This window comes from Mesorhizobium sp. WSM4816, assembly GCF_055811535.1.
The window spans coordinates 17371-30248 of record NZ_JBVVQR010000054.1 but is presented as its reverse complement, the minus strand read 5'-3'; the positions used below and the strand labels follow the sequence as shown (position 1 = coordinate 30248).

At 63.3% G+C, this 12878-nt stretch carries 11 protein-coding genes; 8 read left to right on the top strand and 3 right to left on the bottom strand.

Annotation, left to right across the window (positions count from 1 at the left end):
• Window positions 1–82 precede the first annotated feature (82 nt).
• Window positions 83–1210: a Gfo/Idh/MocA family protein gene (locus AC0L3H_RS31015; protein WP_473588020.1), complete on the bottom strand. Its 1128-nt coding sequence runs from the start codon at window positions 1208–1210 to the stop codon at window positions 83–85.
• Window positions 1211–1219: 9 nt separating this feature from the next.
• Window positions 1220–1897, bottom strand: coding sequence for a GntR family transcriptional regulator (locus tag AC0L3H_RS31010; RefSeq protein WP_473588022.1), 678 nt, complete (start codon window positions 1895–1897; stop codon window positions 1220–1222).
• Between the two features lie 129 nt (window positions 1898–2026).
• Here AC0L3H_RS31010 and AC0L3H_RS31005 point away from each other — a divergent pair, with 129 nt between their 5' ends.
• Both AC0L3H_RS31005 and AC0L3H_RS31000 read left to right on the top strand, forming a co-directional pair.
• On the top strand, window positions 2027–3184 hold the full coding sequence (locus tag AC0L3H_RS31005) for an LLM class flavin-dependent oxidoreductase (protein WP_473588019.1): 1158 nt from the start codon (window positions 2027–2029) through the stop codon (window positions 3182–3184).
• Between the two features lie 67 nt (window positions 3185–3251).
• A complete protein-coding gene (locus tag AC0L3H_RS31000) occupies window positions 3252–3797 on the top strand; it encodes a flavin reductase family protein (RefSeq protein WP_473588018.1) in 546 nt (181 codons plus the stop codon).
• 38 nt (window positions 3798–3835) lie between these two features.
• Here AC0L3H_RS31000 and AC0L3H_RS30995 read toward each other — a convergent pair whose 3' ends face one another.
• A complete protein-coding gene (locus AC0L3H_RS30995) occupies window positions 3836–4879 on the bottom strand; it encodes a LacI family DNA-binding transcriptional regulator (protein WP_473588021.1) in 1044 nt (347 codons plus the stop codon).
• 122 nt (window positions 4880–5001) lie between these two features.
• On the opposite strand from AC0L3H_RS30995, the gene bglB reads away from it, so the two are divergent.
• The 6 genes from bglB (at window position 5002) to AC0L3H_RS30965 (ending at window position 12877) form a co-directional block, all read left to right on the top strand.
• Window positions 5002–6090 (top strand): beta-galactosidase BglB, encoded by a 1089-nt coding sequence (gene bglB, locus AC0L3H_RS30990; protein WP_473588017.1) that lies wholly within the window; start codon window positions 5002–5004, stop codon window positions 6088–6090.
• Window positions 6087–6923, top strand: a complete 837-nt coding sequence (gene kduI / locus AC0L3H_RS30985; RefSeq protein WP_027151263.1) for a 5-dehydro-4-deoxy-D-glucuronate isomerase — start codon at window positions 6087–6089, stop codon at window positions 6921–6923. The genes bglB and kduI overlap by 4 nt, the downstream gene beginning before the upstream one ends.
• On the top strand, window positions 6920–9445 hold the full coding sequence (locus AC0L3H_RS30980) for a hypothetical protein (protein WP_473588016.1): 2526 nt from the start codon (window positions 6920–6922) through the stop codon (window positions 9443–9445). Before kduI ends, AC0L3H_RS30980 begins: the two co-directional genes overlap by 4 nt.
• Before the next feature lie 79 nt (window positions 9446–9524).
• Window positions 9525–10787, top strand: a complete 1263-nt coding sequence (locus AC0L3H_RS30975; protein ID WP_473588015.1) for an ABC transporter substrate-binding protein — start codon at window positions 9525–9527, stop codon at window positions 10785–10787.
• Window positions 10788–10802: 15 nt separating this feature from the next.
• Window positions 10803–11828, top strand: coding sequence for a carbohydrate ABC transporter permease (locus AC0L3H_RS30970; RefSeq protein WP_473588014.1), 1026 nt, complete (start codon window positions 10803–10805; stop codon window positions 11826–11828).
• Window positions 11825–12877 (top strand): carbohydrate ABC transporter permease, encoded by a 1053-nt coding sequence (locus AC0L3H_RS30965; RefSeq protein WP_473588013.1) that lies wholly within the window; start codon window positions 11825–11827, stop codon window positions 12875–12877. Before AC0L3H_RS30970 ends, AC0L3H_RS30965 begins: the two co-directional genes overlap by 4 nt.
• The last annotated feature ends 1 nt before the right edge of the window (window position 12878 follow it).

The window sequence follows — 12878 nt, the reverse complement described above, 5'->3', positions numbered from 1 at the left end:
CCAGCCAGCAGGTTGAATCTGATTTGCTCGCCTTCGGGAATCCCCTTTCGATTCAGCCTCAATTCATCCCGCTCTAGGCGGCTCACGCCGTGGATCTTGCGCTCTCGCAGGCATCGAGTGGGTTGGAAATGGCCGTGCCCTGGTTTGCCGACAATTGTGCGGCCATACCCATGGCGACAGCTTTCCAGCCATCATCCAGCGTCACCTCGACCTGGCCCTCGCCTCGCAGGGCGGCGCAGAACCGCTGATGCTGATAGAAAGTCGAGCCATTGTGATCGCCGGCCGTCAACAATTGCGGGTCGACCGGGATCTCGACGGTGTACGGTCCCTGCGGAGCGCGCGGGCTGACGATCAGCTGCGGCGTTGGCGCCGCGCCGAGATGAGCTGGCCAGAAGCGGCCGGGACCCGGCACCAGGCATTCGACTTTACCTTGCGCACCGACGGCGCTGATCTCCTCCTGGTAGCGGCTGCCCTCTGCATACATGCATAGTTCCAGCATGGCGCGCGCGCCGCTGGCGAAATCGACCAGCACGTAGCCGCAATCCCAGATATCGGGTGTCTCGCCATCATAATGCTCGTTGAGATGGTTCACTTCCTGCCCGGCCGACGCCATGATCCTCACCGGTTCCGATTTCAGGATCAGCCGCATGAGATCGAAGAAATGGCAGCATTTTTCGACGAACGTGCCTCCCGATCGACGGTTGAAGCGGTTCCAGTGGGCGACCTTGTCCAGGAACGGGTAGCGATGTTCCCGGATTGTCAGCATCCGGATGCCGCCGGTGGCGTCCTGCGCCTGCTCGATGAATCGAGCGACCGGCGGCATATAGCGGTATTCCATCGCGACCCAGACTGGTGCGGCATAGGTCGCGACGAACGCCTTCACCGCGGCTGCGTCGACCGGATCGGTGAAAAGCGGCTTCTCGACCAGGATGGGCAGCGCACGGATAGCAGCGACTTCCCTAAGCTGCGCGAAATGCACATGGTTCGGACTGGCGATGAGCAAGCAGTCGACGCGCGGATCGGCCGCCACCTCCGCGACCGAGCCGGCGATCGATGCATGCGGGGCAAGGTCTGCCGCGCGGGCGCGCATCGTCGCATCGGGCTCGAAAATCGAAGCGACGCCGACATCGGGCAGCAGCGCGATATTGCGAAGATGCTCCTGCCCCATCATGCCGCAGCCGATGATGCCGTAGGAAATGTGCTTCGCCATATCCGTTCCTTATCGCAGCCGCGCGACGTAGCGTGCGACGCCATGATCAAACCAGGTCCTGGAAAACTCCCCGCTGGCGCCGTCCTGCATCCAGCCGGTACGCTCGATGAAGCCGGCGGCGGCGCCCGGCGCCAGGCCGAATTCAGGCGGCGCCCATCCGGGCACTTGGCCGACCCCGACGCGGTCCTCTGCACGCAAGATCCAGATGCCGAGCGCCTTGCGGTAGTAGAGATAGAGCGAATCCGACAGTTCTTCGACAGCAACCGTCTCCGCACGGGAACCGTCGAGCCAGATCTCCTCCAACGCCGCCGGCTTGCCGCCGAGGCTCCGCAGCCGTCTTATTCTATGGGCCTCGCTGCTCGACCCGAACACCGGCAGGTCCGTCGGTTTCGCCAACCGATCGACTGACAGAACGCGCGCCGTCGGCAGCCCGCCTCCCTCCAGGAGTTCCAGCCGGAACATCGAATAGACACTGGCCACGTCGGGTTGCGACCGTACGTAGTTGCCGGAACCCTGGATGCGACTGAGCAAGCCCTTGCGCTCGAGATCGCCGAGCGCCTTGCGCAAGGTGCCGACCGCTATTCCGAGCCCCGCAGCCATGTCGCGCTCCGGCGGAAGCTTCTCGCCCTCAATCATCCGCCCGGCCGCGATCTCGCGAATCAGCATTTCGCTGACCTGCTGATGCATCGGAAGCGCATAGGCGTTTCTGGACGTCGTCACATTGTCTCCAAACAAAATTGATACACTATTGATCTACACAAACACGAATGATATGCAACAGGGAAATCCAGTCTCTGACAACGAGGAGTGCCGACATTGACGGTCGTTCCGGTGACGTCCGCAGATCTCGATGCTGCTGAAGTGTCGTGGTTTTCCGCTTTGTGTTCCGATGATTTCCGCTATCTCGGCGTACCGGATGGTACGCTGCGGTCGAGTTGGGAGCATTGCTCCGACATCGTCAAGACAGCCGAAGGACTGGGCTTTCGCAATATCCTGTGTCCCTCGTCCTACCAGGTTGGCCAGGATACTCTGTCCTTCGTGGCGGGCTGCGCTCCGATAACCCATTCGATCAACCTTCTCGCGGCGGTGCGTTGCGGCGAAATGCAACCGATCATGCTGGCGCGCACGCTCGCAACGCTCGACCACATGCTAAAGGGCAGATTGACTATAAACGTCATCTCTTCCGACTTTCCCGGCGAACTCGCCGACAGCCGCTTCCGCTATCAGCGTTCGCGCGAGGTCATCGAGATCCTGCGTCAGGCCTGGACGCGCGACGAAATCAACCATCAGGGCGAGGTCTACCAATTCGGGAAAGTAACCGCCGACCCCGCAAAGCCCTATCAACAGAATGGCGGACCGCTGCTCTATTTCGGCGGCTATTCGCCCGACGCGCTCGAGCTCTGCGGCGCACAGTGCGACGTGTATCTGATGTGGCCGGAGGCGAAGGACGTGTTGGCGCACCGCATGCGTGATGTTCACGAGCGTGCAGCCGCCCATGGCCGCACATTGGATTATGGCCTGCGCGTCCACGTGATTGTGCGCGACACCGAAGCCGAAGCCCGCGACTATGCCGAGGAACTGATTTCGAAACTCGACGACGAGCAAGGCAGCGTTATCCGTGCCCGCGCACTGGACGCGACATCGCTGGGCGTCGCGCACCAGGCAAAGAACCGCGCCGGCGCCGACGCACAAGGCTATGTCGAGCGGCATCTGTGGACCGGCGTTGGCCGCGCACGCTCCGGTTGCGGCGCCGCGATCGTCGGCTCGACCGATCAAGTCATGTGCGAGATCGAGGAATACCGGAAAATGGGCATCCGCGCCTTCATCTTCTCCGGCTATCCGCATCTCGACGAGGCCTTGTCCTTCGGCAAGCGCGTGCTGCCGAACATCAACACCTGCTCGCTGCCGCATGTCTATGGCCGGGTGCCGAACATCACCCCGCCGACTCCGCTCGGAACCGGGGAGCGGCGATGATGATGCTGCGAATGCGCGTCAACGAGATTGAAGCTTCCACCGCAGCCCTTGGCCAGGAGGGCGCCTGATGTACCACTTCCTCAACCCCGAGCAGCAACCGATGAAAAGCTTCGTGCCCAGCCCCGACCGCAAGCGCGAGTTCCGCGACGCGCTCGGCCGGTTTGCGACCGGTATCACCGTCGTCACCACGATGACGCCTGATGGTCCCGTCGGCATCACCGCGAACAGCTTTGCATCGGTGTCCCTCGACCCGCCGATCGTGCTCTGGTCGATCGGCCGGCATTCGAGGCGCTTTGCCGCCTTCGCTGGTTGCGAGCATTTCGCGGTTCATGTCTTGGGCGCGGAGCAGATCGAGCTGAGCCAGCGCTTCGCTCGCGCCGGTCAAGCCTTCGACGGCCTCCCGCACGACCTGAATGATGCCGGCGTGCCGCTGCTGGGTGGCTGCCTGTCGCGGTTCGAATGCGTGCGGATCTCCGGGCATGAGGGCGGCGACCATTTGATCGTCGTTGCCCGCGTAACCGCCGCGACCTTGCGAGACGGCGAACCTCTGCTTTTCTTCGGCGGAGGTTACGGACGCTTCGAAGACGGTTCGAACGTGGCCACACCGATGTAGCGATGGCCTGGCCCGGACAGCGGTGTGAACCATACGTCTCAGGCGCGAACCGGGCCGGTCGACTGGCGTTGCACGATATGGCAGGCGAATTCGATACGGCGCGGCGGCAGGTCCCCGCCGAGATCGGCGAGCAGGAGGTCGAGCGACGCCGCGCCTATCTCGCGCATCGGGATATGCATCGTCGTGAGCGGCGGGTTTTGGAAAGCTGCCTGCGGAAGGTCATCCATGCCCATGACCGACACGTCGGCAGGCACCTCGTAGCCCGACTTCCGGATCGCCATCATCGCGCCGATAGCGAGGCTGTCGCCCGCGGCGAGCACAGCGGTGAAGTCGAGGCCGCGCGCCTCGATGCGCCGCGCGATCGCTTCGGCCGCAAGGTCCGGCAGCCAATCCGCCACCCCCACGGCCAGGTCGCCGGCCGCCAGGCCGCGCTCTCGCAGTGCATCCTGCCAGCCCTCGAAGCGACGCTCGATCGTGCGCCGCCCGCGTCGCATCAGGAACAGGATGCGCCGGTGGCCGAGGTCGAGCAGGTGCTGCGTCGCGAGATGCGCCGCCGAGCGGTTGCATGGCGTCAGGCTCGAATGGTGCATCGCCGGGTCGTCGCCGTTTATGAGCACGATCGGCTTGCCGAAACCGCCGGTCAGCGTCAGCACCGCCTCGTCGTCAAGCGTCAGAAACAGGCAACCGACGACGCTCTTGTCCTGGCTTGCCTCATTGAGCAGCGCGATCTGCTCACCGGAGTCGGCGATCGAGCGCGACACCAGCTCGACACCGAGATTTTTTGCGCGCTCGTTCAGTCCGTCGAGCACATAGAAGGTGAACTGGTTGCGGCCATAGTCGATCCTCGCAGCGTTGCTTGCGGCGAGGATCACCTTGCGGCCGGCGATCGACGTGGGGATCGTGTAGTTCAACTTCCTGGCGGTTTCGATGATCGTCGACCGAAGGTCGCCGCGCACGCCCTTGCCGCCGGCAAGCGCCCGCGACGCCGTGCTGACGGATACGCCACAGCGCGCGGCGACGTCTTCGAGCCGCACGCGCCGGCTGGGCGTGCCGCGCTTTCCGCTTTCGACCTTGACGACCATCGGCTGCTGTTTCCTCACCAGGCCTTCATGTTGCAAAAAAATTTCAGATTGCGCAATAAAAATTCTTGTGGCACCCATTTGCCCGACATCGCGCAAACTTGGGAGGAGTGGTGGCGTCGTCCATGAGAGATATGCGCTCAAAGCTCGACCTGCTCGTGCGCGGCATGACTGGCCTGCGCCATGACGGCCGTTTCGACGAGCCCAACCTCGACGGCACGGCCGGCGACTACATCAGCTTCGATTCCTGGGAATGGCCGCAGGGTGTAGGCCTCTACGGCCTCGTTTGCCTCTGGCGGCACAATCGCGACCCGAAACTTTTGAAGACAATCGAAGATTGGTACGAGCGCCATTTAAGGGCGGGCCTGCCGCCGATGAACATCAACACCACCGCTCCGATGATGGCGCTGGCATTGCTCTGGGGCGAAACACGCGACCCGCGCTGGGAAACGCCTCTCGGCCAATGGGCCGAAAGGCTGCTTCGCGACATGCCTCGCACGCCCGAGGGCGGGTTCCAGCACAATGTCTCAGACAAGATCAACGACGACGAATTGTGGGACGACACGTTGTTCATGGCCGGCCTGTTCCTCGCTTTCCACGGCCGCGCGGCCGGCCGGCAAGCTTGCATCGACGAGGCTGTTCGCCAGTTCCTCGTCCATGCGCGCTATCTCGCCGACCGGAAAACCGGCTTGTGGTTCCATGGCTGGACATTTGCCGGCCGACATAATTTTGCCGGCGCTCTCTGGGCCCGCGGCAACGCCTGGATCACAGTCGGCATCCTCGACCTGATCGAAAATGGTGGTGTCGGCAAGCCAGTCGAAGCCTATCTGCTCGGCGTGCTGGAAGCGCAGATCGAAGCGCTGCTGCGCCTGCAGGCGCCATCGGGAGCATGGCACACTTTGCTCGATGACCCGACCTCCTATGAGGAGATGTCGGCCACCGCCGGCATCGGCTATGGTCTCATGAAAGCTGCGCGCCTGGGCGTCGGGCCCAAGGCGTGCGGTCCGGCGGGCCGGCGCGCACTCGACGCGGTGCTGGCCAGCATCGACGAGAACGGCGTGCTCGGAAACGTTTCCTATGGCACCCGCATGGGCCATGATCTCCAATTCTACCGCGACATCCCGATCCAGCCTACCGGCTACGGCCAGGCCCTGGCGATCCTCTGCCTCACCGAGGGGATGATCCATGCCGAAGCTGACGAGGCAGCGGCATGACGATGCGCGTTCTCTTCGGCGCCGGTCCGGGCGACATCGATGGCTACGGGACGGAGCGGCTGCGCGCCGAGTTTCTGGTGGAGCGGCTGTTCGAGCCCGGCCGTATCGCCTTCGCTTACACCCATGTCGACCGCATGATCGTCGGCGGCGCGTGCCCAACCGGAGAGCCGCTGAGTTTCGGCGATGGCGCGGACGTCGGCACGCCTCATCTGTTCACCGCGCGCGAGATGGGCATCGCCAATCTCGGCGGCGCAGGAACGGTGAGCGTCGACCAGCAGCGCTTCGCGCTCGCCAACCGCGATGTGCTCTATGTCGGGCGCGGCGCTAAGCAAGTGACGCTCGAAAGCGACAGCGCCGCGCACCCCGCCTGGTTCTATATGAACTCGGTTCCGGCCGGCGCAGACATCAAGCATCGGCTGATCACGAAATCCGAGGCGAAGCCGCTCGAACTCGGCGAGGAGCGACGCGCCAACAAGCGCACATTGCGCATGTACATTCATCCGGAAGTCGCGCCTTCCTGTCTGCTGCTGATGGGCATCACGGATCTCGCTGCGGGCAGCGTCTGGAACACCATGCCCCCTCACCTGCATGAGCGGCGCATGGAAGCCTATCTCTATTTCGATCTCGCGGCGGAAGATCGGGTAATCCATCTGATGGGACGGCCGGACAATACCCGCCATCTGATCGTGGCCAATGGCGACTGTGTCATCTCGCCGGCCTGGTCGATCCATATGGGCAGCGGAACCGGCCCCTACGCCTTCGTCTGGGGCATGACGGGCGAGAACCAGGCCTATAACGACGTGTCGCCCGTGCCCGTTGAGACGCTGCGATGAACACCGTGGAACCGATCACGCATGATCTTGCACTGCGCCGGCCGCTCGCGCTCGGCGGCCCCGTCGTTTACTGGCTCGTCGGCACGACGTCCGAGCAGCGCTACGATGTTGCGGATCAGCCGATGCAAGGGGAGATGGATCCCTTCTTCTTCCTGACCAAGCACAAGAATTTCATCCCGCACGAATATCCCTGCCGAACCGAGTTTGCCGCCGAACGCCGCGGGAAACGGCCCAAGCCGCAGGGCGTGTTCGAGCCGGACCGTGTTTGGCTTCCGTTCGGCTCGCCGCGCGTCGACCTGTCGGGCTTCTGGTTCCGCCCGACCGTGGTCGCCACCTGGGCAAGTACCGTGCTCGACGCAGGCTCGGACGGCCGGGCGCGGCTGCGGCTGCGCACCTGCGGCGGCGCCGTTTTGTTCGTCAACGGAATAGAGGCCGGCTGGATGGCGCCCTACGGGCGCAATCTCGAGGCTTCCCAGGATTTCGAGGTCGATCTCGTCGCCGGCGCCAACGAGATCAGCATCTGGTTCGACGATCTCGCCGAGCGTGACGCACGCTACTTCTTCCAACTCGACTATCTCCGGGGCCCAACTGCCGAACAGGTCTTGCCCACGACCGTCAAAGGCGACGTCGCGGCGGCCATGGAAGCCGCTCTCGACGCCATGCATTTCGAGCGTCCATTTTATTCCGGCGGCGAAGTGGCGCTGGTGACGGATGTCGCGCTGCCGGTTGCGGTGGATGTAGCGATCGTGATCGAGGGCGACTTCATGTCGATCGAGGCGCCCGTGATCTTCCGCCGCCGCATCGAAGCGGGGGCAAGACGCATCACGATCGCGGCCACGGAAGACCTTCCCGCCGACTTCCGGCATTTTGCCGTATCGCTCTTATCTTCAGGCTTTGTTGCCCGGCGGGTCTTCGGCGTCGAGATCTGTCATGCGGCGCGTCAGGGCCGCGCCCCTGCCATCCTTGCCGACAGGATCGGCGAAGCCCTGGAACAGGTCTCCAGTTTCGCGGAGGCCGATACCGTGCGGGCGCTGGCGCGGCTGGCGACCGGCCGTGGCGGCGCCGAAACCGACGCCATCATTGCTGCTGCACTGCCGGCGATCGAGGATTGCCACGACTGCGCCGATTTCATCCTGGTTCCACTGCTCTGGTGCCGTCGTGCCTATGGCGACAGGATCGCGGTCGATCTCCGTCACCGCATTGACGAGGCGATCCTCAATTATCGCTATTGGATGGATGAGCCGGGCAACGACGTGCAGTGGTACTTTTCCGAAAACCACGCGCTTCTGTTTCACACCGCGGCTTATCTCGGCGGCCATCTCCTGCCCGATGCCCGCTTTGTCCGCTGCGGGCGCACCGGCGCGGAGCAGTCGACCGTGGGCCTTGCCCGCGTGCGCGCCTGGCTTGATCATTTCGAGGCATGGGAAATGGCGGAATTCAACTCCGCGCCTTATTTCCCGATCGATCTCAAGGGATTGACGATTCTTTACGCGCTTGGGCCAGATGCCGATGTGCGCCGGCGTGCCGGGGCTGCGATCAACCGCCTGCTCGAGATCGTCGCCCGCTCGGCTCAGCAGGGCATGCTTACCGGCGCGCAGGGCCGCTCCTACGAACACACGCTGCGCGCCGCCCGTTCGCTGGAACTTTCCGGCATTGCACGCATGCTGTGGGGCAAAGGTTTCTATGGCATGCGCTTCCACGCCCTGCCGCAGCTTGCGCTCTGCCTGCGCGACCATGGGCTCGACGTCCCGCAAGAACTGACCGGTATCGCCTGCATGGCCGGCGACGACGCGCAGGAATGGTGCTTCGCGCAGGGCCAGAACCGGATCGCCAAGCTCTACCACTACAAGACCCGCGATTTCGCCATGGGAAGCGCAGCAGCCTATCGCTGGAACGAATGGGGTTATCAGGAAACGGTGCTGCACCTGCGCCTCGGCGGCAATCCCGACGCGCAGATATGGATCAACCATCCGGGCGAGACGATTCATTCGGGCTATGGCCGGCCGTCCTACTGGGGCGGCTGCGGATCTCTGCCGCGCGTGCATCAATACCGCGACCTGGCGGTTGTGCTGTTCAGCTGCGCTGCCGAGCAACCCGACTTTACCCATGCCTGGTTCCCACAGAGCGCGTTCGATGAAGCGTGGGTCAAGGAACATATCGCTTCGGCGCGCGGCGGCGATGGCTTCGCGATGCTGAAGGCCGACAGCGCCTTCGAGCTGGTCGGCCGCGGGCCGACCGCTGGAAACGAGTTGCGGGTGCCGGGCCATCATGCCGCATGGATCATCCGCTTGGGCCGGCGCCGGCAATACGGGTCGCTGGAGGAATTCGAGGCGCAGTTTTCTCAGCTCGCCCTCGGCCACGGAAAAAACGACCTTCTGCATGTCAATGACCCGGAATACGGCGACGTGCTGTTCCATCCGGATGGCCGCATGGAGGCTGAGGACCGTGTCGTCGATCCGGCCGACTGGCAGGTCAGCGGCGAAGCCACGTTCTTCGCAGCCGACGCCATCGCAACCAGGTGAGGATCAAAAGGAGCAGGACAAGCAGCTCGGACAGCGACAATCAAGCGGTGAAGACCGCAAAAGCGGAGGAGAGTGAACCATGAGAATGAATTCGATAATCCTGGGCCTTTCGGCGGGCCTTCTGTCGTCGACCGCGTTCGCAGGCGACGTTCGCGTGATGTGGTACTCGGACGGCGTCGAGGGCGAGGTTATACAGGACCTGCTCAACCGCTTCATGAAAGACAATCCGGACATCAACGTCATTCTCGACAATGTCGCCTACAAGGTTGTTCAGGAGCAGCTTCCGGTCGAACTCGAGGCAGGACGGGGTCCTGATATCGCCCGCGTCACCAACATCAAGGAACTCGCCGATCATTGGCTCGACCTGACGCCTGTGGTTGCCGATCCAGCATACTGGCAGACGAATTTCGGCGACCAGTTCGACTGGATGCGCCCTGACGGTTCCAAGGTCATTCCGGGCTTCATGACCCAGATCACGCTGACCGGCGGCTTCGTCAACAAGACGCTTTTCGAACAGGCCGGCGTGCCGATCCCGGCCGACACCGCAACCTGGGACGAATGGGTCGATGCCGCCGGCAAGGTGCAGCAGAGCCAGCAGCTCAACGCAGCCTTTGCCGTCGACCGCAGCGGCCATCGTATCTCGGCGGCGAACATCTCTTATGGCGCCAACTACATCGGCGGTGATCGACTGCCGGCGCCGATCGACGCCGGCACGAAAGCCTTCGCCGAAAAGCTGGTCAATTGGGTTGCCGACGGCCGCATGAACAAGGAAATCTGGGTGTCGGCGTCGGGCACCACCTATCGCGCCGGGGCCGACGACTTCATCAATGGGCAGATTGCCTACTATTATTCGGGCAGTTGGCAGGTTGCCAACCTGGCCAGCAAGATCGGCAAGAACTTCGACTGGGTGGCGACGGGCTCGCCGTGCGGCACCGCGGCCTGCACCGGCATGCCGGGCGGCGCCGCGCTGGTCGCCGTCAAATACACCAAGAACGCCGCTGAAGTCGGCAAGGTGATGGACTTCCTGGGCCGCGAGGACATCATGCGCGAATTCACCGAGCGCACCCTGTTCCTGCCCGCACACAAGGGCGTTCTCGCCGGCAAGATCGATTACAAGACCGATGACGAGAACGTCAAGGCGTCGCTCGAAGCCTTCCTGAAGGCATCGGGCAAGATCGCGCCGAATGCCGCCGCCCTGCCGGCATGGAAATGGGGAACTCCGGTTTATGGCGCGCTGGTGACCCGCATCAGTCAGGTCATGGCCGGCGAGCTGAAGCTCGACGAGGCTTTCGTCCGCATCGACGAGGACATCAAGGCACAGGTGGCCGAGGCATCGAAGTAGCGTCGCGGCAGTGTCATGGCAGACGTCCGAAACGGCATAGCAACCCGCGCCGGCGCCATGATCCTGGCGCCGGTCGGCTGGCTTGCGAATTTGTTCGATGCGCCACTGCGCATGTTGCAACGGCGCACGGGCAGCAATGGCATGGCCGTGTTCTTCCTGGCGCCGAACATGCTGGTGTTCGGCATTTTCGTGCTGTTTCCGCTGGTCATCAACATCCTCTATTCGATGACCGGTGGCGGGGCGCTGTTCCTCGGCGAGCGCACCTTCGTCGGCGCCGACCAGTATGGGCGGCTGTTCAGTTGCGGCAGCTATCTCGACCCGAAGAGCTGCACGGAGGACCTGTTCTGGATCGCGGTTTGGAACACCCTGGCCTTCGTCGTGCTGCAAGTGGCGATGATGGTCGCCGTGGCGCTTGTCACCGCACTCGTACTCAACCGTGAGTTGCGTGCGCGCAGTTTCTGGCGCGCCGTGTTCTTCTTCCCTGTGCTTTTGTCGCCGGTCGTGGTCGGTCTCATCTGGCGCTGGATCCTGCAGCGGCAGGGACTGCTCAACCTGATGGTGTTCGAGGCGGGCGGAACCCCGGTCAACTGGCTGGTGGAGCGCAACTGGGCCTTCACCGCCGCGATCATGGTGTCGGTCTGGGCCCATGTCGGCTTCTACGCGCTGATCCTTCTCGCCGGCCTTCAGGCCATTCCGAAAGACCTCTATGAGGCCGCCGAGATGGACGGCACGCGGCCCATGCGCGTCTTCTGGCGTATAACGCTGCCCTTGCTGGCGCCCAACCTCCTGGTCGTGCTGGTGCTGACACTCATCCGCGCCGTGCAGATATTCGACGAGATCTATGTGCTGACCGGAGGCGGTCCCGGGACCAGCACGCTGTTCCTCACGCAGTACATCTACGAGGTCGGCTTCGCCTCGATGCTGCGCAATCCGGGGCTCGCCTCCGCGGCCTCGATCCTCATGGGAGCGGTGCTGGTCGTGCTGACCTTGATCCAGTTGGGCATCGCAAGGCACAACGAGCAGCGGGGCAAAATGCGATGAGCAGGGTTGCGGAATTTCTGTTGCGCCGGCGCGGCGGCGCCGGCTGGCACTGGACCGACGTTTTCACCTGGTTCTGGCTGATCGGCGGGCTGCTTGTCATGTTCGGCCCGGCGCTGTGGCTGGTCAACTCGTCGTTCAAGACGCCTGCGGCGCTGGCGGAGTTCCCGCCGACTGTTTTGCCCTATGTCACCGCCGACGCGATCGTGGAAGGGTATGAGGAGCCGCTGCAGCTCTTCGAAGTGCGCAATGACGACGGCAGCGTGCGCGTGCTCGCCGAAGTGCGCCGCCTAGGCACCGTCGCGCAGATGGTCGATCCCGCCAACCCGGGCGAGATCATACGCGTCAACATCCGGAACCGTACGCCCAAGCGCAGCATCGCCTTCGCGCTCGACAATTATGTCCAGCCTTTCCTCGCTTTTGACTTCTTCCTCTACCTGCGCAACTCGGTCTTCGTCACCGTGGTCGCCACCCTGATTACGCTGCTGACCAATTCGATGGCTGCGTTCGCACTGTCGAAGTACAATTTTCGCGGACGCTCTGCCGTGATGATGCTCATCGTCGCGACGCTGATGGTGCCGCTCTCCGTCATTCTGGTGCCGCTCTATTCGGTCATCTCGGCAATGGGACTGTTCAATTCGCTATGGGGCGTGATCCTGCCGACAGTGGCGACGCCCACGGGCGTCTTCATGCTGCGCCAGTACATGCTGACGATCCCCGACGAGCTGATCGATGCAGCGCGCATGGACAAGGCGTCGGAATGGCAGATCTACTGGCGCATCATCCTGCCGCTGACCGCCCCGGCGCTGGCGGTGCTGGCGATCTTTTCCGTGGTCTGGCGCTGGAACGACTTCCTCTGGCCACTGATCGTCCTGTCGCGCAAGGAGGTCTATACGCTGCAGGTTGGTCTCAACACCTATGCCGGCCAACTCAATGTGCAATGGCATTACATCCTGGCCATGACTGTCGTCACCATGATCCCGGTCGTGCTGGTGTTCATATTCCTTCAACGCTTCATCACCACCGGCATTGCCGGCTCCGGTCTGAAATAGA